This is a genomic window from Pauljensenia sp. UMB3104 (genome assembly GCF_030217285.1).
GTDB lineage: Bacteria > Actinomycetota > Actinomycetes > Actinomycetales > Actinomycetaceae > Pauljensenia.
In genome coordinates, this window is the sequence record NZ_JASONN010000001.1 from 83111 (window position 1) to 106619 (window position 23509).

21 protein-coding genes and 1 tRNA gene are annotated in these 23509 nt (G+C 62.7%); 13 read left to right on the plus strand and 9 right to left on the minus strand.

From position 1 onward, the window contains the following. The first annotated feature begins 30 nt into the window (after window positions 1–30). From QP415_RS00400 to QP415_RS00420, 5 genes are read left to right on the plus strand one after another with little or no spacing between them, the layout of a single operon-like run. Window positions 31–963, plus strand: a complete 933-nt coding sequence (locus QP415_RS00400) for a helix-turn-helix transcriptional regulator (RefSeq protein ID WP_048676896.1) — start codon at window positions 31–33, stop codon at window positions 961–963. Next, window positions 956–1894, plus strand: a complete 939-nt coding sequence (locus QP415_RS00405) for a helix-turn-helix transcriptional regulator (RefSeq protein WP_016461666.1) — start codon at window positions 956–958, stop codon at window positions 1892–1894. Before QP415_RS00400 ends, QP415_RS00405 begins: the two co-directional genes overlap by 8 nt. Then, window positions 1891–4659: a DEAD/DEAH box helicase gene (locus QP415_RS00410; protein ID WP_285097831.1), complete on the plus strand. Its 2769-nt coding sequence runs from the start codon at window positions 1891–1893 to the stop codon at window positions 4657–4659. Before QP415_RS00405 ends, QP415_RS00410 begins: the two co-directional genes overlap by 4 nt. A gap of 15 nt (window positions 4660–4674) precedes the next feature. Further along, on the plus strand, window positions 4675–6294 hold the full coding sequence (gene lnt, locus QP415_RS00415; protein WP_048676900.1) for an apolipoprotein N-acyltransferase: 1620 nt from the start codon (window positions 4675–4677) through the stop codon (window positions 6292–6294). A gap of 19 nt (window positions 6295–6313) precedes the next feature. Beyond that, window positions 6314–7096: a polyprenol monophosphomannose synthase gene (locus QP415_RS00420; RefSeq protein WP_048676902.1), complete on the plus strand. Its 783-nt coding sequence runs from the start codon at window positions 6314–6316 to the stop codon at window positions 7094–7096. On the opposite strand, the gene QP415_RS00425 is transcribed toward QP415_RS00420, so the two are convergent. After that, window positions 7097–7462, minus strand: a complete 366-nt coding sequence (locus QP415_RS00425; protein ID WP_016461670.1) for an RNA polymerase-binding protein RbpA — start codon at window positions 7460–7462, stop codon at window positions 7097–7099. A gap of 164 nt (window positions 7463–7626) precedes the next feature. Between QP415_RS00425 and QP415_RS00430 the strand changes: the two genes are divergently transcribed. Continuing rightward, the gene (locus tag QP415_RS00430; protein WP_285097834.1) at window positions 7627–8370 is read left to right on the plus strand and encodes a phosphatase PAP2 family protein; all 744 of its coding nucleotides are present in this window, start codon (window positions 7627–7629) and stop codon (window positions 8368–8370) included. A gap of 33 nt (window positions 8371–8403) precedes the next feature. Further along, a complete protein-coding gene (locus QP415_RS00435; protein WP_285097836.1) occupies window positions 8404–9918 on the plus strand; it encodes an Hsp70 family protein in 1515 nt (504 codons plus the stop codon). Window positions 9919–9994: 76 nt separating this feature from the next. Here QP415_RS00435 and QP415_RS00440 read toward each other — a convergent pair whose 3' ends face one another. From QP415_RS00440 to pepN, 7 genes are all read right to left on the minus strand, one after another. After that, window positions 9995–10546, minus strand: a complete 552-nt coding sequence (locus QP415_RS00440) for a MerR family transcriptional regulator (RefSeq protein ID WP_016461673.1) — start codon at window positions 10544–10546, stop codon at window positions 9995–9997. A gap of 112 nt (window positions 10547–10658) precedes the next feature. Continuing rightward, window positions 10659–11426 carry a transcriptional regulator FtsR gene (gene ftsR, locus QP415_RS00445; protein ID WP_016461674.1) on the minus strand — a complete coding sequence of 256 codons (768 nt, stop codon included), beginning with the start codon at window positions 11424–11426 and terminating at the stop codon, window positions 10659–10661. Window position 11427: 1 nt separating this feature from the next. Continuing rightward, the gene (locus tag QP415_RS00450) at window positions 11428–11862 is read right to left on the minus strand and encodes an FHA domain-containing protein (protein ID WP_016461675.1); all 435 of its coding nucleotides are present in this window, start codon (window positions 11860–11862) and stop codon (window positions 11428–11430) included. A gap of 101 nt (window positions 11863–11963) precedes the next feature. Then, entirely contained in the window at window positions 11964–12764 is an 801-nt protein-coding gene (locus QP415_RS00455; protein ID WP_016461676.1) for a DUF881 domain-containing protein, read from the minus strand. A gap of 1 nt (window position 12765) precedes the next feature. Then, on the minus strand, window positions 12766–13098 hold the full coding sequence (locus QP415_RS00460) for a small basic family protein (RefSeq protein WP_003796681.1): 333 nt from the start codon (window positions 13096–13098) through the stop codon (window positions 12766–12768). Next, the gene (locus tag QP415_RS00465; RefSeq protein ID WP_336619996.1) at window positions 13095–13949 is read right to left on the minus strand and encodes a DUF881 domain-containing protein; all 855 of its coding nucleotides are present in this window, start codon (window positions 13947–13949) and stop codon (window positions 13095–13097) included. The genes QP415_RS00460 and QP415_RS00465 overlap by 4 nt, the downstream gene beginning before the upstream one ends. Continuing rightward, window positions 13946–16525, minus strand: a complete 2580-nt coding sequence (pepN, locus tag QP415_RS00470; protein ID WP_285097844.1) for an aminopeptidase N — start codon at window positions 16523–16525, stop codon at window positions 13946–13948. Before pepN ends, QP415_RS00465 begins: the two co-directional genes overlap by 4 nt. A 72-nt stretch (window positions 16526–16597) precedes the next feature. On the opposite strand from pepN, the gene QP415_RS00475 reads away from it, so the two are divergent. The 5 genes from QP415_RS00475 (at window position 16598) to QP415_RS00495 (ending at window position 22052) form a co-directional block, all read left to right on the plus strand. Beyond that, a complete protein-coding gene (locus QP415_RS00475; RefSeq protein ID WP_285097846.1) occupies window positions 16598–18178 on the plus strand; it encodes a UDP-N-acetylmuramoyl-L-alanyl-D-glutamate--2,6-diaminopimelate ligase in 1581 nt (526 codons plus the stop codon). 79 nt (window positions 18179–18257) lie between these two features. Next, window positions 18258–19811: a ribosome biogenesis GTPase Der gene (der, locus tag QP415_RS00480; protein ID WP_285097848.1), complete on the plus strand. Its 1554-nt coding sequence runs from the start codon at window positions 18258–18260 to the stop codon at window positions 19809–19811. A gap of 182 nt (window positions 19812–19993) precedes the next feature. Then, window positions 19994–20626: a DNA-3-methyladenine glycosylase I gene (locus QP415_RS00485; protein WP_285097850.1), complete on the plus strand. Its 633-nt coding sequence runs from the start codon at window positions 19994–19996 to the stop codon at window positions 20624–20626. A 72-nt stretch (window positions 20627–20698) separates the two neighbouring features. After that, on the plus strand, window positions 20699–21211 hold the full coding sequence (locus QP415_RS00490) for a PH domain-containing protein (RefSeq protein ID WP_016461682.1): 513 nt from the start codon (window positions 20699–20701) through the stop codon (window positions 21209–21211). A gap of 46 nt (window positions 21212–21257) precedes the next feature. Then, a complete protein-coding gene (locus tag QP415_RS00495; protein WP_285097852.1) occupies window positions 21258–22052 on the plus strand; it encodes a DUF421 domain-containing protein in 795 nt (264 codons plus the stop codon). Window positions 22053–22533: 481 nt separating this feature from the next. On the opposite strand, the gene QP415_RS00500 is transcribed toward QP415_RS00495, so the two are convergent. Then, a tRNA-Pro gene (locus tag QP415_RS00500) sits at window positions 22534–22607 on the minus strand. 480 nt (window positions 22608–23087) lie between these two features. Here QP415_RS00500 and QP415_RS00505 point away from each other — a divergent pair. Then, window positions 23088–23381: a hypothetical protein gene (locus tag QP415_RS00505; RefSeq protein WP_285097854.1), complete on the plus strand. Its 294-nt coding sequence runs from the start codon at window positions 23088–23090 to the stop codon at window positions 23379–23381. The last annotated feature ends 128 nt before the right edge of the window (window positions 23382–23509 follow it).

A 23509-nucleotide genomic window follows, 5' to 3' on the forward strand; every position in this document is an offset into this window, starting at 1 on the left:
GGACGCGCGCGCTTCGCGTAGGGTAGGCGGGTGAGTACCGCCGTCAACGCCAACGTGCGCGTCCTTGAGCTTTTCGTGGAGCTCCTCGGCGCGCGTCCCGGGCGTACCAAGACACAGCTGCGGGCCCTTCCGGGCTATCAGGGGCTTGCTGACGACGCGTTTGAGACCCAGTTCCAGCGCGATAAGGATGCGCTGCGCGACGCCGGCGCCCACATGACGATTCACGCGGGGGAGCGCTACTCCATTGCGTGGGACTCGTTCGCGCCCGGAATTGAAGTGACGAGCGCCGACCGTGCTCTCATGTCACTGGCCGCGCGCGCGTGGGATAGCAGCGAGTTTTTCGCCGACGCTATCGACGCAAAAGCTGCTGCTGCTTCCTGTGAAGATGTCTCCGCTCCCATGATTCGCCTTGGGCTCACTGGCCTCGGAGCTGCGACCACCCTGTCGCAGGCCATCCGTGAACGCCGAGTGGTGTGTTTCGAGTACCCGGGGTCTGGGGAGCTGACGGAGCGTTCGGTGGACCCGTGGGCACTGTCGGTTCAGGGCCGAGCACTGTACCTGTGGGGCTGGGACCTCGACCGCAACGCCGAGCGTACGTTCCGCGTCTCACGCATCCGCTCACAGGTGTCCTTCGTGGGGGAGCCGGGGGACGCATCGCTTCCCCCCGAGGGACGTACCCCTCCTCGTGTCTCTTCGTTCGTCTCTCCCGTCGTCGACGTACGCGCGGGCTGCCCCGCACGGACGATTCTTCACGGCTACGAGGCCGGGGGAGTGCCCGAGGAAGTGGGCTTGCCTCGGCGAGGCTGGGAGCGTGTCTGCCTGGAAGGCGCCGAGCTGGGCACGTGGATCGCTCGGATTCTCCCACTGGCTGCCGACGTCGTGGTCATTTCTCCACAGATTCTGCGCGAGGCCGTCTTTACGCGCCTGCACGCAGCCGCCGCGTGGGGGGACGACCATGCCTGAGAACGTTCAGCTAGCAGTCGTCCGTCTGGCGTCGATGGTGGCCTGGATGAGCGAGCACTCCGGCTCGACCGTCGATGAGATCGCTGCGCACTTCCACCGCACCCGCCGACAGGTGCGTCGCGATGTCGAGTATCTCGCCTCCGTCGGCGATTCGCTGCCCGGCGCTTCCTTTGAGGTGGATTGGGAGCTCTACGAGCGAGAACAACGTGTGACGCTTCGCTCGACATTGGGTGCCTCAGCCCCGCTGCGCTTGTCCGCGATTGAGGCACAGGCTCTCCTGATCGGTCTGTCTGCGATGACACCGTTGTTGGGTGCCGATCTTGCCGCCCACGTCCCTCACGCCGCCCTCGTTGTCTGTGCTCTGGGCGGATTGAAGGAATCGGACGGGGAACAATACCTGGAAGCGATTTCCTCTCCCTCGTCGTCGAGTGCGAGCTTGGAGACCCTGCGTGATGCGCTCATGCGCGAAGAACGCGTGTCTTTCACCTATGTGTCTGCCTCGGGCGTCCAGACGCGGCGCGTCGTGGATCCGTGGTCGCTCGAGGCGACCGCGACCGGATGGCTCTTGCGCGGCTGGTGTACGCGTGCTGGGCAGGCGCGTAGCTTCGCTGTCGCGTCGATCAGTGACGTGCGCGGGGAAGGTCGACGCGTTGAGGAGCCTCGTCGTGTGCGTCAAGAAGCACCGACCTGGACGCTCGAGGTTGATCGCGACGCACGCTGGATCGCCGATGAATATGACGGTCGCATCACGGCAGAGCTTACCAGTGGGGGAGCCCGCATCACCCTGCCTGTCTGGAATGAACAGTGGGGCCTGAGTCTCCTTATTGACATCGCCCCGCACCTGCGCACTGTCACGCCGGATATGCGTTCGGCCGCCGCGCAGTACGCGCGCACCGTCTTGTCGCAGTGGACCCGAGAGGATGCATCGTGAGCCCGAAACGACGTCGACACCGTACCCGTGATACGCACAGCGTGGCACAGCACGAGGAGGAAGTCGGCCTGGGGGTGGGCAGCGCAGCCCAGCGCTACGCCGCCTACAAAGCCGAGGCTCAGGCGGCCGCCTCGCTGCGTGCCCGATGGGTGTCGACGCTCAGCTTCACTCCTGATCCATTCCAGGTTCAGGCATTGGATGCCGTCGAAGCCGGCAATTCGGTCCTCGTCGCCGCACCCACCGGTGCAGGCAAGACCATCGTCGGGCAGTTCGGTGCATACGTCGCCCTCGAGCGGGGCATGCGCGCGTTCTACACGACTCCCATCAAGGCGCTGTCGAACCAGAAGTACCTGGAGCTCTGCGACCTGTACGGTGCGGACAACGTCGGCCTCGCAACTGGTGATACGTCGGTGAACTCCAGTGCGCCGATCGTCATCATGACAACCGAGGTGCTACGCAACATGATTTATGCGGGCACGCCCCTCACCGACCTGGGCGTCGTCATCCTTGACGAGGTCCACTATCTAGCGGATAAGATGCGCGGCCCGGTGTGGGAGGAAGTGATCATCCACCTGCCCGCTCACGTCGCGATCATCGCGCTGTCGGCCACGGTGTCGAACGCCGAGGAGTTCGGCGCGTGGATCCGTGAGGTTCGCTCCACCTGCGAGATCATCGTCTCCGAAAAGCGCCCCGTCCCGCTCTACCAGCACATGATCGTCGGCGAGGACATTTTCGACCTGTACGCGCCCACCGGGAAAGGAAAGCTCAATCCCGAGCTCGTGGCGGCGACGCGAGACTCCGGGATGCGCGGCGGGCGCGGCTCACGCTCGTGGAACCGCGAGGTCCGGGTGCGTCGCGAGTCGCGTCCCTCGACCCTGATTTCGCTCGATCGTGCGCGGCTGCTGCCCGCCATCACGTTTATTTTCTCACGGGCAGGATGCGAGGATGCGGTGCGCCAGATCCTCTCCACCCGTATCACCCTCACCACACGTTCCGAGGCAGCTGAGATCGAGAGCTACGTCGACGAGGTCATTGCGTTGCTGCCGCCAGAGGATGCCATCGTGCTGGGAGCCGAGTCCTGGAAACGTGGTCTGATGCGTGGCATCGCAGCCCACCACGCCGGCATGCTGCCCCTCATGAAAGAGACCGTCGAACATCTGTTTTCGCGGGGCCTCGTCAAAATGGTGTACGCGACTGAGACGCTCGCGCTCGGAATCAACATGCCCGCCCGAACGGTCGTCATCGAGTCGCTGACGAAGTGGAACGGCTCGGCGCACGTGTCGTTGTCCGCCGGTGAATACACGCAGCTCTCCGGACGTGCGGGTCGCCGCGGCATCGACACCGAAGGACACGCGGTCGTCTCGCACCGCGGGGGAGTGGCACCCGAGGAAGTCGCTGCCCTTGCTTCCAAGCGCACGTACCCCCTGATTTCTGCGTTCACGCCGACCTACAACATGGTCGTCAATCTGCTCGCACGCTCAACGCGCGCCCAAACACGCAGAGTGTTGGAGTCGTCTTTCGCGCAGTATCAGGCGGATTCCGCCGTCGTTGCGCTCGCGTCGCGGCTGTCCGAGCTGGAGGCGCAGCGAGACGCGATGGTCGAGGACCTGTCGTGCACGCACGGTGACGTCCGCGAGTACCTCACCCTGCGTGACCAGCTCGGTCAGGCAGAAAAATCGGGGGCACGAGCGCGCAAGCGCGAGACGCGCGACGAGTCTCGACGCGTCCTGTCCGGGGTGCGCCCGGGAGACATTCTCGCCCTGACGCGAGGGCGCAAGTCCCGCCTGTGCGTCGTCGGCGCGAAGGCCACCAGCGCCTCGGGCCGTGTGGAAGTATCCGTCATCGGTGAGGATTCCACGTGGCGTGCCCTTGCTCCCGAAGACGTGAGAGGGACGATTGTCGTCGTCGGCCACATGTCGATCCCGGGGGGCTCCGCACTGCGCCGTACAAAGGAACGTACGCGTATCGCTGGTGAGCTGCGTTCCGGGTCGTCCAAGGGACTCTATGAGATCCCCACCGGTTCGCCGGATGCTTCTGATCCGGTGAGTGCACTCCGCACTGCGATGCGCCAGCATCCGGTCCACCGCTGCCCGCATCGCGAGGAACACGCTCGGGCGGGCGCCCAGTGGGCACGCGTGGCGCGCGAGATTGACCGTCTGCGCTCATCCATCGACTCCCAGACAGGGTCGGTCGCAGCTCAGTTTGACCGCGTCTGCGGGGTACTCGAACGCCTCGGTTTCCTCACTGGAGATGAGGTCACCGATGCGGGCCAGCGCTTACGTCGGATTTTTGGCGAGCGTGACCTGGTGGTGGCCATGTCGATGAATGAGGGCACGTGGAACGAGCTCGACGAGGCAGAGCTTGCCTCAATGGTGTCCGCGCTTGTCTACGATTCTCGCTCCGACGACGATGCTCAGCAGCTTGCACCTTCAGGGGTTGGCATTCGCCTTCAGGAGGCTTGGCATGAGAGCCTCGCGATCCTTGAGCGCGTGCATCGTGTTGAGAAAGCATGCGGATGCGAGCTTACCCCGAGTTTGGACGCGGGTCTCATGGCGGCGACGCTCGCCTGGGCGCACGGGTCGACGCTGGCCACGGCGATCGATGCAACGCCGATTCAGGCCGGCGATTTCGTCCGTTGGATGCGCCAGGTCATGGATTGTCTCGGGCAGATCGCGTCCGCCGCGTCGAGCAACGAACTGACGCGCAAGGCCGAGGCTGCGAAGGACCGTATCGGTCGCGGTATCGTGGCCTGGTCGACTATCTAGAGAGCTGGAGGGCTTGTGGGGCATCACGATATCTTGCAGCGCGCCTCGTTTGCGCACGTGTGCGGTGACTCGCTCATCGCTGCGATCGCGGGCCTCGCGCTGTACGCGTCATTTGCGCCGGTGGGATGGTGGTGGCTGTCGGTACCCGCACTGGCGCTGTACATCTCGCGCATCGACGAGGCCAAGGCGCCACGGGCGTTGACGGTCACGTTTGTGTTCGGTATGAGTTTCTGGCTTCCGCTCATCGACTGGATTCCGCTCGCCGTTGGTACGACGCCCCCGTGGTTTGTGCTTGCGTTCGTGCAGACGCTGTTCCTGATGGCCTGGGCGCTCTTCGCGAGGTGGACGCAGCTGTGGGCATGGGCGCGTGGTCCGATCATCCAGGCACTGCTCTTTGCCCTCACGTGGGCCGGTGTCGATGCCGCGCGCTCCCGGTGGCCCTGGTCAGGCTTTCCCTGGGGCTCCGTGGCGTTGCCTCAGGTGGATTCCTCCCTCGGGCACCTCGCCCCGTACGGCGGAACGACACTGATCACTGCGGTCGTCATCGTGCTCGCAGTTCTCGTTCGCCGCGCATTCGCGGCTCGCGATGCGTCAGTGATTCGCGAGCACTGGTTCTCGCGCCCAGCACTCGCCGTTATCGTTGTGGCTGCATACGCCGCGCCCCTCGCTCTGACGCTGCCGAACCAGGCAGAGAACGGAATGCTACGGATCGGTGTCGTCCAAGGTGATATCGCTCTGCCGGGTGCACAGGCCTACAAGCACGAGGGCGAGGTGACTGGCAACAACGTTCGCGCCTCCCTCGAGCTCGCGAGCTCCCCGGAGCTGGTCGATCACCCACTTGATCTGGCGATCTGGGGCGAGGGATCCGTCGACCGTGATCCCATCGCGTTCCCTGCCATCGGACAGGCAGTCGATCGTGCAGCCACGGCGCTCGACGCACCTGTCTTGATCGGCTACACCAATCTCAACGAATACGATCGCGTCAAAAATTGGCTCGCGATCTGGGAGCCCGGTCAGGGGCTGGAGGAATCGGCTCGATACTCGAAACACGTCCCCGTGCCCTTTGGTGAATTCATCCCGTTCCGTGCAGTCATCGCGTCCTTCGCGACCGAAGTGGCACAGTCAAGCCGAGACATGGAAGCGGGGGCAGAGCCACCCCTCATGACAGTGCACGCACGCGACGGACGCGACGTCCCCCTCGCGGTCGGCATCTGTTTCGAAGCGGCTTATCCCATGGTGATTGGCGACGGTGTCGCTCGCGGCGGCCAAGCCATCATCGTCCCGTCAAACAACTATCACTTCCAGTCTTCAGGAGAGTCCGCACAGCAGGGCCAGCTCCTACGCATGCGAGCGATGGAGTACTCGCGCAGCGCTATTCAGGCATCGACGACGGGCCATTCCTACGTTATTCGTCCCGATGGTTCGATCCTGGAGCAAACCGGCACCGAGCAGGCGGCAACACTCACCGCCGATATTCCACTTCGTACGTCGCTGACGTTGACCGCGCGAGCGGGGGAGAGGATCCCGAACATCGTCATGGCTGCCACACTGGTCATCTGTTTGTCCGCCCTTGGCACGGTTGTCGGGCGACGTATCAGGGCCAGAGCGCGCGCCAGGCGTGCATCGCACGACTAAGTTCGGCAAAATGTGACCCATGACTGTTTCTGAGCGCCTCGTTCCTTCTCCGCAGGGGGACCACACCCTGATTGTGATCCCGACATACAACGAAATGGAGACGCTTCCAGGCATTCTGACGCAGATCTGGTCTCATGTGCCCCACGCGCACATCCTTATCGTCGATGACTCCTCGCCGGATGGGACGGGGGAGTGGGTTGACTCTCGCCGACAGAACGAGGACCGCCTACACATCCTCCATCGACCTGCCAAATCCGGCCTCGCCACCGCCTACGTTGACGGTATGGGCTGGGGCATTAAGCACAAGTACCCGTTCATTCTCCAGATGGACGCGGACGGTTCACACCGGCCGGTGGATCTACCGAAGCTGCTGACACGCATGGCCGGACCCGATCAACCGGACCTCGTCATCGGGTCACGATGGGTCCCGGGCGGACGTATTAACGGTTGGTCTCACAAGCGCGTCGCGCTCTCAAAGGCGGGCAATTATTATGTCCGATTCTGCCTGGGAACACCGGTCAAGGACGCAACAGCGGGCCTACGCCTACACCGCGCCGCTTTCCTACAGGAAAACGAGGTCCTGAATCGGGTAGCGACCACCGGCTTTGGATTCCAGGTGGAAATGACCGAACTCGAACGATCTCTGGGAGCGGTGATCGCCGAAGTGCCCATCACCTTCGACGAGCGCATCGCTGGCGAGTCGAAGCTGGATTCATCCATCTTCGTTGAGGAGCTCGTGATGGTCACGAAAGGCGGCCTGGGTCGCGTGACCCAAGCCGCCCGTCAAGTGTTCTCGAAGTAATCAGCCCTTCCGATAGGAGCCCTCGGGCCGCAGGCGGCCCTCACGGTAAGCGGTGAGCTGTTCGGAGAGAACGACCTCAAGCTCTTCGATGGAACGGCGCTCGAGCAGCATGTCCCAGTGGGTGCGCTGAGGCTTAACGGGCTTATTCTCCTCGTCCTCGACGGTCTCGCCGATCAGATCGGCCTGCTGGCCACACTTGCATTCCCAGGTTGCAGGGGCCGTTGCCTCGCTGGAGAGCGTGACCTCAAACTCATGACCGTTCGGGCACGCATAACGAACAATGAAACGGTCGGCGAAGACAACGCCATCCTCGGATTCGAGGGACTTCGCACCGATCTGCATGCCACGCAGTGCGCGGTCAGCCATAACAGCCTCCTGGACGTAGATAAGAAACGGGACCATTCTATCTGACACGTCAAGCGGAATGCGCTCACGGCCTCGTCGCCGCCCCATCCCCACGATCCGATAATGTACATTATGTCCGTTTTTCTTTATCGACCCCTCTCCGAGCACGCGGTACAGTTGCTGTCATGACGACGGACCGACAAGCACGCTCCCAGCACCCACCCGCTCTTCGCGAGGTCATCGCTCTCTCACTGGCGTGCCTTGCCTACTCCGTCCTTTCATTCTTGGCTAAGGCTCCCGAGTCTGTCGCAATGACCCACGCGCATGACGTCGCCGCATTCGAGTCGCGCATCGGCCTTTTTATCGAAAGTTCGGCCAACGCATGGCTGACCGCCCACCCGCTGCTCGCCTCGCTCGCATCTGCACAGTACGCGGTTTCGTTCCTTGCTATGACCGGCTTCGCCCTGGTCGTCCTCTGGCGTAAGGCCCCAGCCTCTTACCGCCGGGCTCGTTGGACGCTCGTCATCATGACGATCGGTGCGCTCATCACATACTGGACCTACCCCTTGGCTCCCCCACGCCTCGTCCCCGATCTCGGCTTCGTCGACGCCGTCGCCGCCCATACATCAGCCTATTCGCATTTGTTCGGTACGCTCGCCAATCCCTACGGTGCGATGCCATCGATGCATACCGGCTGGTCCGTGTGGGTTGCCGTCATGCTCGGAACATACGTGTGGCGCTCGTGGTGGGCGCGACTCCTTCTCGCTTTTCATCCAGCGATCACGATCGTGACAATCGTCGCAACTGGCAATCATTATGTGGTTGACGCCATTGCCGGCTGCATGTACTTCCTGCTTGCCTGGCTCTTTGTCACCATTACGAACAGGGCGTTACCCAGGAATGTGCGAACGACCGGCGAGACGTCCTAGGAGCGCCCCTCAATAAACGCTAGGGTGGATGTCATGAGACTCGGAGTTGATTTTGGCACCACAACCACCGCGATCGCTATCGTTGACCGGGGAAACTATCCCATCGTCTCTTTTGTCAACAACAACGACGATACGGTCGATTTTGTTCCGTCAATTATCGCGCTTGACGGCGACCACCTGGTTTACGGCTTCGACGCAGAAGATGCAGCCCGCGAGGGCGCTCCTCACCTGCGTTCTTTCAAGCGCCTGCTCTCCGACCCGTCGGTGACTGACACATCCACTCTGCGCCTGGGCAACCACAGCATCTCGATCCTCGACGCGCTCACCGGTTTCCTCAGTTACGTCGCACGTCAGCTGCGCACCAACTCTTCCGTTGCTTCCCTGCCTGCGTCCGAGCCACTTGAGGCTCTAGTCGGCGTCCCCGCACACGCATGGTCTGCGCAACGCTTCCTGACCCTCGAGGCCTTCCGACGCGCTGGCTGGGACGTCCTCGCAATGGTGAACGAGCCCTCCGCCGCAGGCTTTGAGTACACCCACCGTCACGCGGGAACGCTCAACTCGAAGCGCACCGCGATCCTCGTTTACGACCTGGGCGGCGGCACATTCGACGCGTCGATCGTATCGGCCACAGGAACCCTGCACGAGGTCATGGGATCGCGTGGACTCAATATGGTCGGCGGGGACGATTTCGATGTCGTGCTCGCTAACCGGCTCGCTGCCGCAGCTGGCACTGATTCCGGCAAGCTCGGCGACGAGGCGTGGGAACGCCTCGTCGAGGACGCGCGCGATGCGAAGGAGACCCTCTCCCCCTCGACGAAGTTCATTACCGTCTCCGTCGACGGCGAACCCGTCACTATCCCCGTCGCTGACTTCTACGAGGCTGCCACTCCCCTGGTCGACTCAACCGTCGCCGCCATGGAACCCCTCCTGGTCCCTGACGCTTCAGGCGTCGGTCAGCTGGGCGGAGATATCGCCGGTCTCTACGTTGTGGGCGGTGGCTCGCAGCTTCCGCTCGTGGCGCGCGTCCTGCGGTCGCGTTTTGGGCGCCGTGTCCACCGGTCGCCACACACCGCAGCGTCAACAGCAATTGGACTTGCCATCGGTGCTGATCCCGAGGCCGCTTACACCGTGCGCGAACAACTCTCGCGCGGCGTTGGCGTGTTCCGTGAGCGCGAGGCAGGAAGCTTCATCTCCTTCGATACCCTCCTGGAGCCCAACACAGAGCTAGCCCCGGGAGAAACGCTGACCATCAAGCGCCGCTACCGGGCGGCACACAACATCGGCTATTTCCGTTTCGTCGAATACTCGTCGTTCGACGAGGCCGGGGTGCCGCGCGGCGACCTACAGCCCTACGGCGAGGTCATCGTTCCCTTCGATCGCGCGCTGCGTCGCGACGATATCGACCTCACCACGATCCCCGTCGTACGCACCGATGATGGGCCCCTCATCGAAGAGTCCTACATCGTCGACGAGAACGGTCTGGTCACCGTTGAGATTACCGACGTCGAGTCGTCGTACACGGTGAGCCGCCCGCTCGGGCGCCGCTAATCCTCACCGACGCAAGACAAAGGTGTGGGGGCCAGGCTCAGCCTGGCCCCCACACCTTCTCGTCGTCTCGGTCTCGTCAGGATGCAGAAAGCTTGGAGCGACGTCGCTCCGCCAGTTCGTCGACGAAAGCCGGTTCCGAACGCTCAAGCGGCAGCTCGGCAAGAGACCCCTCAACCTCGCGCCAGACACGACCGACGGCAATGCCGAAAACGCCCTGGCCGCCCTGAAGGAGGTCAATCACCTCGTCCGTCGACGTGCATTCGTACACAGAGGCCCCATCGCTCATCAGGGTGATCGATGCGAGATCGTCGACTCCCCTGTTCTGCAGCGACGACACGGCGACGCGCACCTGCTGCAGCGACACGCCCGCGTCGAGAAGCTTCTTCACGACCTTCAGAACGAGGATGTCACGGAAGGAATAGAGGCGCTGGGAGCCAGAACCGCGTGCAGCGCGGATAGACGGCTGGAGAAGGCCGGTGCGAGCCCAGTAGTCGAGCTGACGATAGGTGATACCAGCGGCGCTACATGCAACCGGGCCACGGTAGCCCATCTCGTCGGTATCAAGGCCTTCGAGCGGGTCGCCGAAAAGCATGCCTTGCCGGCTAACGGCGTTCGCTTCTGCGCTCACTGTCGGGCTCCTTGCAGGTGGTACTTGATGAGAACAGGACTACGGTAGAGCACCGATGAACGGTGGTCAATGACCGAAGCGGCGAGTCTAACCTTCATGTTCAACATGAGACTTAGTCACCATCGTCCGCGAGTGCTGACACAGCAACCGTCAACATTTCACGATGCAGCTCGGCGAACAGCTCTCCCAGCTCAACCGCCCGAGCACGCGCCCGTTCGCGGTCCGCGCCACGGCCTCGTCCCCGCTGCGAGGAAACGGTCTGATCGATAATGTCAGCGCTACGCTCGGCACCCTGACGAACCGCACGCAGCACGCGCACGTCGACACCAGCGCACTCCAGCCGCGCAATTGCAGACACTGTCTGAACGCAGCGCGCAGGAAAGTATCCAGCCAGATCCGGCGTAATCAGCCCCAGGCGCGTGTAGCGTTCGAGCGTCTCCATATCGACGCCCGTCAAGTCAGCCAAGTCGGCAGCAGGGATAGCCCGACGTCCGCCCAGCGACACGGTCTGTCCCTCAGACGAGACGACCTGGGCCACCCTGCGCTTGGCCGGTGTATGCCCAGCATCGAGAGCATCGAGCTGCGTGCGGATCACGCTGAGCGGAGTGAAAGAGTCACGCTGCTCCGTCAGCACGTAGCGCAACCGCTCCACATCAGCGGCCGAGTACTTGCGGTAGCCCGAACCCGTACGCGCGGGCGTCACTAGCCCCTCGCTCTCCAGGTAGCGCACCTTAGACAGCGAGATCGCAGGAAACTCCTCCTTCAGCGCGTCGACAACGCGGCCGATCGACAGCTCAGGGCTGTGATCGACGTCGTGCGGCCATGAGCGTGCCTCACGAGATGAGGGCACCGCCCGCGCATGCGCAACGGCTGCGGACACGTCAGGCCTGCTTGGTCGACGGCTGATAGGTCAAGCGGTACTTTCCGATCTGCACTTCATCACCGGCATGCAGCGCGATGGAATCGACGCGCTCACGGTTGACGTACGTGCCGTTGAGGGAACCCGAATCGCGCACGATGTGCCCGCCCTCGGATGCGATGAACTGGCAGTGCTTACGCGACACGGTGACATCATCAAGGAAGATGTCAGCCTTGGGAGAGCGACCGGCATTGGTCACTTCTGGATCAAGGAGGAAACGCGCACCCGTGTTCGGCCCGCGCTGAACAATGAGCAGCGCCGAGCCTGCAGGCAGCGCCTCCACTGCTTCGCGATCACGAGCGGACAGCGCAACGGGTGCCTCTTCGACCTCATCAACCACAGGCGCCAAGCCGAAAACTGAGGTTGCAGTCGGATCGAACGGCTGGTTGTCAGACATTGTGCGCTCCAATAAGTAAGAAGATGGACTCTGATAAGTGTAAACGTTTGCCTTGTATCAGGCGCGGGAACGCCAGGGTGAAACGCCCACAACCAACGTCCTCATCCGTAGGTAGCAAACTGCGGGGGCTTCGGAGTGGCGGTCGACGAAATCGATAGATCATCAACAGGCGTGATCGTCACCGTCGCCCCCTTGGCGCGCATTTGCGCCGCTGAGCCCGCTTGAATATCGAGTGCCGTCGCGATCGTCTGACCATCGCCGATCACCTTCCACGTATATGGTGAGGCGATCGGGGTTCCGTCAACGACGATCGCGCCAGCCTGGCCGGTGAAGGCCGAACGCGTTGACAGACGCACGCCGTTAAGCTCGATGGCCTCGGCCCCGGCGTTGCGCAGCTCCCCCAGAGTCTGAACGAACTGCGTAGCTGTCAGGTTCGCGCCGGGATCTGTCACGCCCACCGTCACACCGGGACCGTGCACAGCGACGGTGCCTGCTGCAATTTGCGCCTGAGTCTGCGCCTTACGTGTCGCCTGCTCGCGAGCGTCGGCATCGCTGGCCGCGCTGCGCAGGTCGTCAAGTTCACTGCTCAGCTCGCTTCGTCGGTTGCGCAGGTTTTGCTCCTGCGTACTGAGCTCATCGAGAACAGTCACGAGATCCTGTTCCGAGAGGCCCTCAAGCGGATCCGAGCGTTGTGCGCGCACCTGAGTCGCCAGGGCAAATCCAAGAATCATGAAGATCACGAGCATCACGACATGGAGTCCGCGGGGAAGCGCGAAGAATGCTTGGCGAGCGCGCGTCCACAAACGGGGGTGGACGCGTTCTTCGCGATGGGCGCCATGCGCGCGAGTGCGTTCCTTAGCTATCTCGTCGTTTGAGGGAGCTGTCGTGGGTTCCTCGTTCATGTCAAGCCTTCAGCAGTAGGCGGCGAATCGATGCCGTGTTGGAGAAAATACGAATGCCAAGAACGACAACAACTGCCGTCGTCATTGCCGAGCCAACACCGAGCTGTGTCCCCAGAAACACAAGGAGGCAGGCCACGACAACATTCCAGAAAAAGGATGTGACGAATACTCTGTCGGCGAAGCGGCCCTCAAGCCATGCCCGCCCGGCGCCGAAAAGAGCGTCGAGACCCGCAACAACGGCCACGGGCAGGAACGGGGCAAGCCACGCTGGCACCGTCGGATCGAGAAGCACACCGAGGACAATGCCGATGATCAAGCCGATGACGGCAATCATGAAGAACCTCCTTCGTTGGATGCCCCCACCGGTGTTGCGTAGTGGGAGTCCGTGAGCGTGAGCGCCTCCATTGTGATGTTGTCGGAGACTTTCGAAGAGACGGTCATACCGGTCACCGACTGCGCAGCCGACAGGTAGTCACCCGTGGCACCCCGTACGAGAGAGACGGACAGAGCGTTCGAGTCGCCAATCGCGCGGACCTCATAGGGCGAGGACACGGGGGTGACGTTGACGAGGATGGCGGAACCGGCTGTGCGTACGAATGTGTCGGGGCCGATCCGTTGGCCGTTGATGGAGATAGCGTCAGCGCCGGCAGCCCACAGGGCGTTAACGACCATCGCGAGATCCTGGTCGCGCACGGTTCCACTCCCCTTGCCGGGACCGCTGCGATCCGTGAGCGTGACGGTGATACCGGGGCCGTGTACCGGGGTCGTTGCGGTCACCATGTCCTGCGCTGGGTCGGAGGCTGCGCCCGAGCCTGATTGGGAGTACTGATCGATGGCGCGTCCCAGCGACTGCACGTCGTCATTCAAGGCTTCGACGGTCGCCGAACGCTGGGATGCCTGAGTCTTGAGATCGGACTTCACGTCCCCTGCCGGCGCGCGCAGCGATGAGGTCGCAACGATCGACCCGAAACCGAGTGCGACGGCAACCGCAAACACACCGATCTTGCCGGCGAGGCTCGTCGGCCTCGAACCATGATCGGCGCGATAGTGCTCGTAGCCGGCATCGAGAGGATTGGCGAGCAGGGAGTTCAGGAGGGACATCGAGGCAGCAGGGTCGACAGGGACGGCCTGGGTGGCCCGTGTTGCCTCCCCCGCCGCGTCGCCTCGATGTCCCCCGCGTGTCACTGGTCCTGCTTCCAACGGCGCTGCACGCGCTCGTCACGCTCGAAAGCATCGAGATGCTCGATGACAATGCGGCGCAGCTGCGCGGGCGCATCGCCATTCGTGTCGAGCCACGAGCGCAGCAGACCCACCGAGCGCTCGACGCTGCCGTCTCGATCGATATCGAGTCCGTACGCAAGCACCCCATTGGCGTAGCGCAGCGCCATTCCAATCGTGTGGGATTCCCAGTAGGAACGCAGACGATCAACGGCGGCCTCAATACCTGTCTCGCCATCCCACGACGAGGCCTGCAGACCGGCGAGCGTCGCCGTTAGGAAATCGTTTGAGAGGGTCTCTGAGTAGACCGAGTCCCACGCGTGGGAACGAGCTTCTTCAATGGGCAGGGAGGCGAGCGCTTCGACGCTCATACGCGCTGCTTCGCCCGAGCCGTCGGCGCTGCGCCACGCCTCGACCGCGCCAGCATCGACGAGGCCTCGTGCCGCCAACGCTCGGCGCGCACGCCAGGCAATGTCGGGGTTATCGCTGGCCGCAAAGCCGCGCACCGTCGCTTCGTACTCATCGCCACCGCGTGCCGCAAACTCGGCGATAAAGGCACGCGTGTAGGAGCGCCAGGCATCAGCATCTTGCGTCTCACGAGACAGCCGGATCGTGGTCGCCAGGACCTGATCGTGCACGTCTGTGCGCAGGCTACCCGGCAGGAATGACGAGATCGCTTCGGCGACGAAGAGAAGCAGACGGTCGCGGATGGCTGGCTCAGTCTCCGCGGGAACGGCCGTGAGGACAGCGACGATGAAGCGGCGCGGGTCGAGCAAGCCGTCGCGAACCGCGTTCCACAACGACGCCCAGATGACCGCACGCGTGAGCGCAACATCGATCGACGCCACGTAGGTCAGCGCGACGTCTGTCGAACGCTCATCCAGGCGCGAGATCGCGTAGGTCAGGTCGTCATCGTTGATGACGACAAGGTCAGCGGAGGCGGCGCCACCGGGAACTGCAAGGACTCCATCGGGATCGATCGGGGCCTGTTCCCCCTCGATGCGCACGTCGAAGCTGTGCGTACGTTCAAGAGCACTGGCAGCGACGCGCCACGTGGACACCGTGACGCGGTGGGGGCGCAGAACTCCCCCACAGGCCTCGCCACTCTGATGCAGTGTGAAGTCTGTGATCGCACCAACTGCATCCGTCGTCCACGAAGCGGACAGCGTCGACGGACCAGAGGTCTCCAGCCACGCGTTCTTCCAGGAGGACAGTTCCTGGCGCGAGGCCCCTTCAAGCGCGACAAGGAGGTCCTGGAGGTTGGTCGCACCGAACTGGTGCTCGGCGAAGTAGCGGCGCGCTCCCTCGTAGAAGGCGTCCTCACCGACCCAGGCAACCAGCTGCTTGAGAACGGACGCGCCCTTGGCGTATGTGATTCCGTCGAAGTTTGTCTTTGCAGCTGCGACGTCCGGAATGTCTGCGGCGATCGGGTGCGTGGTCGGCATCTGGTCCTGCGTGTAGGCCCAGATCTTACGGTTCATCGCGAAGTTCGCCCATTCGCCCACGTACCGCGTGGCGGTGGCGATAGCGCTGGCCCCCTGGTTTTCCGCGAACGATTCCTTCAGCCACAGGTCGTCCCACCACGAGGGCGTGGCGAGGTCTCCGAACCACATGTGGCACATCTCGTGGAGCGTTGTGTTCGCGCGGCGCTGACGCTCGGAGAACGTGGGCGCCGAACGCGAAATGTAGTTCTCGTTGAAGGTGATGCAGCCCGGGTTTTCCATCGCACCGAGGTTGTATTCGGGCACGTAGACCTGGTCGTAGGAACCCCACGGGAACGTGACGCCGTAGCGCGCGTGGTAGAAGTCGAGTCCGGCGCGGGTCACCTCGAAGACATCATCGGAGTCAAGGTAACGCGCAAGCGTACGACGGCACAGGAGTCGCAGCGCCAGCTCAGCATGCCCGCCATCGGACGCGCCTCCGCTCCAGGTGCCTCCCTCGATGACCGCCCACGGGCCAGCAACGATCGCCGTGATGTAGCTGGAGAGCGGGCGGGTCGCCGTGAAGTCATGGCGGAGCGCGCCCGTCTCATCCACGGACTCAACGCCTGTCTCAATCCCGTTGGAGGAGACAACCCAGCCCGCCGGTGCGATGACGTGGAATGTCCATTCAGGCTTCACATCCGGCTGGTCAACGCACGGCCATGCGCGGTGAGCATCGTTGGGCTCAAATTGGGTGTAGAGGTAAACCTCGCCGTCCTCGGGATCGGTGTAGCGGTGCAGGCCTTCACCACTGCGCGAGTAGCGCGCGAGGGCGCGCACCTCCAGGGTGATGGGCTCCCCTACAGGAAGTCCAGCGACCCAGACTCGGTCTTCGTCATCCTCGAACGGGTGAGGGTGGCCATTGAGAAGCACCTCGGTGACATCACCCACGATGTCGATGAAGGTGCGCTCCTCGTCCGACGTCATCGTCAGCGTCGACGTCACAGGATAGGTGGGAATCGTCGTGTCCTGGGCGGCTCGGATATCGACCACGACGTCGATGGCTGAGACGTGTAGATGGGCAGCGCGATGTGTTGCTTCGTTGCGTGTCAAAATCTGCATGACACCTATCCTACTGTGTCACGGCCGCTCCGTGTGGCGCGCGCCGCCGCAGCGACGAACTACAGTAGGGACATGACTTCAGTGATTGATATTCGCCCCACGGTTGCCCCCGTGTCACTAGCGACCGCACTGTCGGGCCTGGAGATCCACGGATTTTTCGCCCCTGATGGCAGCCCCGCGTCGATTGCGGACTCGGCGCTGCGCCTTCGCGGCATCACCGTGTCCTCCGACGACTGCGAGCCGGACTGGCTGTTCGTCGCGATTCCCGGCCTCAAGCAACACGGCATCCGTTTCGCTCACGCGGCGATCGAGGCCGGGGCAAGCGTGATTCTCACGGATGAGGATGGGCGCACGCAGGCGTGTGAACGAGGCCTGGGCGTGCCCGTCGTGCAGGTGGCCGACCCGCGAGGAGTCGTTCCGCAGCTGTGTGCCAACGTTTACGCATCCCCTGCGACGCGTCTGACGACGATGGCCGTCACGGGCACGAACGGCAAGACCACAACCTCGTATCTGATGCGCGCAGCCATCGCGTCACGTTTCCCCAACGCCTCACTGTGCGGCACCGTAGAAACGCACGTCGGCCCAATTTCGTTCGAGGCCGTCCGTACGACCGCCGAGGCCCCCGTCATCGCCCGTTTCCTGGCAGCCACCGAGGAGTACGGTTGCGGAGCCGGTGTCATTGAGCTGTCCGCTCACGCTCTCTCGCTGCACCGCGTCGACGGAATCGTCTTCGACGTTGCGGCTTTCACAAACCTGCAGCACGACCACCTCGACTACTACGGCGACATGGAGAACTACTTCCAGGCGAAGGCTCTGCTGTTTACTCCTGAGCACTCTCGCCGTGGCGTCGTGTGCGTCGACGATGAGTGGGGCCGTCGTCTCGCCCAGCAGGCCACCGTCCCGGTGACGACGGTGTCCGCACTGACAGACAACGACGCCGACTGGCAGGTTCGCGATGTGACGCCCGATAAGGCGATCGGTCGCACCGTCTTTACCCTCGTCGACCCGTCGGGCGTCGGCCATCGCGTCGCGATGCCTATCCTCGGCGAGGTCAATATCCAAAACACCGCCGTCGCGATCGTCAGCGCCGTCAGCCTGGGCATCGAACTCGCCGATGTCATCTCCGCCATCGAGGATGCTCCCCAGATCCCCGGCCGCATGGAAAAGGTCAACCCCACGCCGGGTGGACAACCGCTCGTGATCGTCGATTACGCGCACACGCCGGAGGCGCTCGAGTGGACGCTGCGCTCGACACGTGAGCTCACGGAGGGCAAGGTTGTCATCGTCTTCGGCACAGATGGCGACCGCGATGCCTCGAAACGTGAGGAGCTCGCTGCAATCGCTGCCCGCGAGGCAGACGTCCTGTGGGTGACGGATGAGAATCCACGCACCGAGGATCCCCAGTCGATTCGCGACTATCTCCTCCGAGGCATCGCCTCCGTGCGCCCAGACATGGCCGACGTCACCGAGGTCACGACCTGCCGACGCGACGCCGTGCGCCGCGCTATCCTCGCTGCCCAGCCCGGTGACACCGTCATCATCACAGGCAAGGGCGCTGAGTGGTATCAAGAGATCCAAAGGATCCACCACCGCTACAACGACGTTCCCGTCGCCGCCGAGGTCCTCGAAGGCGACGTGCGCGCGCACGAGTAACGCACCGTTATCTGTGAACTGGCGCGCCGCCGGGGCTCCCATCGGGCCTTTGCGGCGCGCCACGCCGTAGACTGGGCGGGTGAATGACTTTGACAATCAGCCCGACGCGCCCGCCGCATTCGAGGCGGACAGCCTCGAGAACTACAGTGCTGACGAGGCCGTGGCCTCGTCTCTCGCGCTCGACCTGAGCGACGAGGAGACGCAGGCGCGTGCTCGCGTCATGCGCGCCAACCTCGATCAGTTCGACCTCGATGAGGAGGACCTGGCGCTTCTGGCCGGTGAAGCCGCGCTCGCGGAAGCAGGCGATGTGGCCGCAGGGCTTCCCATTCTCGCTGTCGTCGGTCGCCCAAACGTTGGAAAATCCACGCTCGTGAACCGTATTCTTGGACGGCGCGAGGCCGTTGTGCAAGATACGCCCGGCGTGACTCGAGATCGCGTCTCCTACCCGGCCGAATGGGCGGGTCGCGACTTCACGCTCGTCGACACAGGCGGCTGGGAGATTGACGTCAAAGGTCTGGACCGTTCCGTTGCTGAGCAGGCAGAGATTGCGGTCGACCTAGCGGACGCTGTCGTGCTCGTCCTTGATGCGACCGTCGGCGTGACCGCCTCCGATGAACGCATCGTCGAGATGCTTCGGTCGAAGAAGAAGCCGATTATCCTCGCCGCGAATAAGGTCGACTCGCCGCTGCAGGAAGCAGACGCTGCGTACCTGTGGAGCCTCGGATTGGGCGAACCCTACCCCATTTCTGCTTTGCACGGACGGGGTACCGGCGACCTCCTCGATGTCGTCATGGAGGTCTTGCCCACCGAGTCTGCCGTCGCCACGGCGTTACCCTCTGGCGGCCCGCGGCGCGTTGCCCTAGTGGGGCGGCCGAACGTCGGCAAGTCGTCTCTTCTTAACGCCCTTGCCGGCGGCGAGCGCGTCGTCGTCAACGAGCTTGCAGGTACGACTCGCGACCCCGTTGACGAGCTCATCGAGCTGGATGGCCGCTCGTGGTGGTTCGTCGATACCGCTGGCATCCGCCGAAAGATGCACCGGACGACGGGTGCCGACTACTATGCGTCGATCCGCACTCAGGCCGCTATCGAAAAGGCGGAGGTCGCGCTGGTCCTCATCGATGGCTCGGCCCCTCTCACCGAGCAGGATGTGCGCGTCGTTCAGCAGGTGATCGATGCAGGACGGGCTCTCGTTGTCGTCACGAATAAGTGGGATCTCGTCGATGAGGAGCGCCAAAAGGAGATTAAGAACGAGCTTGAGCGTGAGCTCGTGCAGATCCAGTGGGCGCCGCGCATCAACCTCGCCGCTAAGACGGGATGGCACACGAATCGCATCGTGCGTGCTCTGGACACTGCGCTCGAAGGCTGGGAGACCCGTATCCCCACGGGGCAGCTCAATGCATTCCTCGGTCAGCTCGTCGCCGCTCATCCGCACCCGCTTCGCGGCGGCAAGCAGCCTCGTATCCTCTTTGGCACACAGGCGTCGAGCAAACCTCCGCGCTTCGTCCTCTTCACAACCGGATTCCTCGACCCCGGATACCGTCGTTTCATCGAGCGTCGTCTGCGTGAGACCTTCGGCTTCGCCGGGACACCGATCCAGATCTCGGTGCGCGTGCGCGAGAGGCGTCGCAAGTAGTCTTCACGACAGGTCACAAGTAAGGGCGGGATACCACATCGGTGGTATCCCGCCCCGCTATCTGTCGCGCCCAGTTGTGCCCGTCTACGCTGTTATCCACAGGCCATGACTGATCCGTGCGAGTATCCACAGGTCTGCCCTGACGCGTTGACGCACCCCTCGCCGAGGAGCAGGATCGCGTTATGACTACTTCACACCACTGCCCTGTTGTCCTCCCCCTTCCCGATGGGCTCGTACGGTGCAACGATGGCCTCGTACGTCCTACGTGGGCGTCCCACGACGAACTCATCCGTGACTATTACGATCGTGAATGGGGACTCCCCGTTCACGACGAGGTCGGAGTGTTTGAGTGCCTCGTCTTGGAAGGCTTCCAGGCTGGGCTCTCCTGGCGCACGGTACTGGCCAAACGCAACGCATTTCGCGCTGCTTTTCGAGGTTTCATCCCCGATCGTGTCGCAGCGTTCGACAACGCAGACATCGAGCGCATCCTCACCGAGCCGGGCATTATTCGCAACCGTCGGAAGATCGAGGCGGCGATAACGAATGCCCGTGCGACAGTCGCCCTGCGCGGCGACGCCGATCCGAACGGTCCGTCGCATCTCGGTGACCTCGTCTGGTCCTACCGTCCTGTGCAGGATCCGCGTCCCCGCTCGCAGGAGGAGGTGCCCACGCAGCTGCCGGAGTCGCAGGCTCTGGCCGCCGACTTGAAAGGCAGAGGATTTCGATTCGTCGGTCCGACCACGATGCTCGCGCTCATGGCCGCGATCGGCATCGTCAACACGGACATCGTCGGAACGCATCGGCGCCCGGTCTAGCATCGAAACACGGCAGGCACACCTATCACTCGCACATACTCACTGGCTGGCTCTATCTGGCATGATGGTCCCATGGCACTGTCACAGAAGCTTCTCAGCCAGGACGAGATCGTCGTCCGCCACATGCATACTCACATCAAGAAGCTGCTGCCCGCGATCATCGTCGAGTCCATCCTCGTGATCGCCGCCGCAGTTGGCTCCTTCTACGTCCCCGAGAACGCGCGCTACTGGGCACTCGCGACCATCTGGATCGCTGTGCTCCTCCTGTCGATTCCACTCATCCTTGTTCCCTGGATCAAGTGGATAACGACGACCTACACGGTGACGACGAAGCGAGTCATCACCCGCACGGGCGTCATCAAGCGCACCGGCCACGATCTGCCCCTCACGCGCATTTCCGACATCCAAATCGAAAAGGACTTCGACGACCGCATCTTCGGCTGCGGCACGCTTGCCCTCCAGACCTCCGCAGACGACCCGCTGCTCCTGCGTGACGTGCCGAAGGTTGAGAAGGTGCAGGTGGAGATTTCTAATCTGATCTTCCACGACATTCAGGGCGCAATCGACGCAGATCCGACGAGCTAATCACACTGTGGGACTAAAGGTTCCCACCTGCGGATAGAGTGATGTCATGTTCGATATTCACGGTTTCGAAATGACGGTCTTTAAGCTCCTGATCGGTATCATCCTGATCGTCCTCCACCTGCGCCTCACGGGCAAGCAGCAGACGGTCCAGATGACGCCGATCGACTTTATCGGGAACTTTATCCTCGGTGGCACTATCGGCGGCGTCATCTACAATCACGCCATCTCATTTGCGGAGTACATCAGCTTCCTGCTCATCACCTTCGCGATCGTTTCCGGACTCAATTACCTAACGTCGAAATTCATGTCGACGCGCTCGCTCGTCATGGGAAAGGCATACACGATTATCGAAGGTGGACGATTCACCCAAGATGCGCTCGACAGCACTGATCACAAGCTTGACCCGGTCGAGTTTCTGGCTGAGCTGCGCGGGATGGGCATCTTCTCGCTCCACGATCTCCAGCTCGTTCAGCGTGAAGCAAACGGCTCCCTGACTGTGCGCCGCAAGGGCGAGGGCGGCGTTAACTACGTTCTTGTCTCTAACGGTCAGGCGGTGGCCGACAACCTCGAGCTGGCTCATCGCGATGAGGAATGGCTGCGCGGTGAACTCTCCTCAGCTGGTGCTGGTGAGCTCGAAGACCTGTTCATCGTTGAGCTCGACGCCGATAACCGCCTCAACATCGTCGATCAAGCGGGGAACACAACTGGGTTGACGGTTTCGGATCCGGCCGTCCACGAGGTGACGACAGTGACCGAGTTTCAAAATCCCGATTCTCAGACTCCCGCGCTCGAGGACTTCGCCGTGGATGGCACGGACAAGGCCACTCCTGGCTCTGAATGATTGTCGTATAGCCCTGCACGCAGCGTAGCCCCGACCTCGTTCCACCCCGAACGAGGCCGGGGTTCTTCGCCCGAAGAGGAAAGATCACGCATCCGCGCACTCACAAGCGGCAGCTGACGAACAAACACGGAAGCCACCCGCGGTCAGGTATCCACTGCGCGCCCGATGAAAGTAAGCAGGTCGAAATCATCCCCGTTGACGACTTCGACCTGTGAAACAGTTTACTCCAGGCGTTGAAGTACTTGTGACTGCCCACGCACATCGAACGACCATCCTCTACCTGCGAAAATCGGCCGATCTATTCCGAAAAACACGTTTTACCGGGCGAAATAAAAGCGACTAAATGTGGATCACATTTCGGTTACAAATTGTGGGCACGCACACCACTAAGGACAGAGGTCCCTTCCGTCGCAAACAATGCAGGCGAGACCTGTTCGGACAGACAAAAAACCGTGAGGGACATACCCTCACGGTTCTTTCGTCGGGCTGGCGGGATTTGAACCCACGACCCCTTGACCCCCAGTCAAGTGCGCTACCAAGCTGCGCCACAGCCCGTATTTAATTCGTCGCCGTGGCGACCTGTAGAACTATAGCGCACCCGGCGATCAGGAAGCAAGCCGACAGGCGTGCGCCACGACACACCGCCACCGAACGAGGACACGCACCCCGTCTTCTGAGACTGCGTGCACGTATCACCACACGGAACAAGCGGTCCTGACGTGTCTACGCGATTACACTGATACTTATCTACCGACAACAAGCATCGTGGGAGTACCCCTTATGGCTACCCGTCGCCTTCTGACAATCTCAGCTTCCCTCGCACTCGCTCTCACGGGTATCGCGGCACCATCTGCTGGGACCTGGGATGCCTCGTCAGCACAGGCAAGCTCAGTCATCGTCGCCACTCAGAGCGCCCCCTCAAGCGTTGCAACTACCGGTCATGCAGCGCAGGCAAGCTCATCGGCGCCAGCACCAACACGTCGACGTTTCCGCTCACGGACGACCTCCCATGACCCGGTAGCGCTCCTCATCTCCTTGATTATTTTCGCCTTGCTCGCCGGCGGCTATTACCTGTTCCGATACATTTCTTCCCAAAACGGGGGTCGGCAATCACGGATGATGAATTACAACGGCCCCAGTGGACCGCAGTACGGCGTCACGGCCGGAAGCTATGGCAGCCCGCAGTATCCACAAACCGGAGCTCCCATGAACACGCCGATGCAGGCGGGAGGCGGCTATCCGGCGGGCGACTACGGCAACTACTACGGCAATCAGCAGGGCGGCTACCCGCCAACCGGCACAAACGGCACGTACGGAAACGGCTACTGACGTCTCGCGTCTGCCTCGACCGCTCGACGATCTGCGAAGCCGGTGCACGCGCACACCTCGAGTCGTCAGTATCCACCACGCAACAGAGTCCACGTCGATTCTTCCGTCACGCACTACACTAGGCGGGG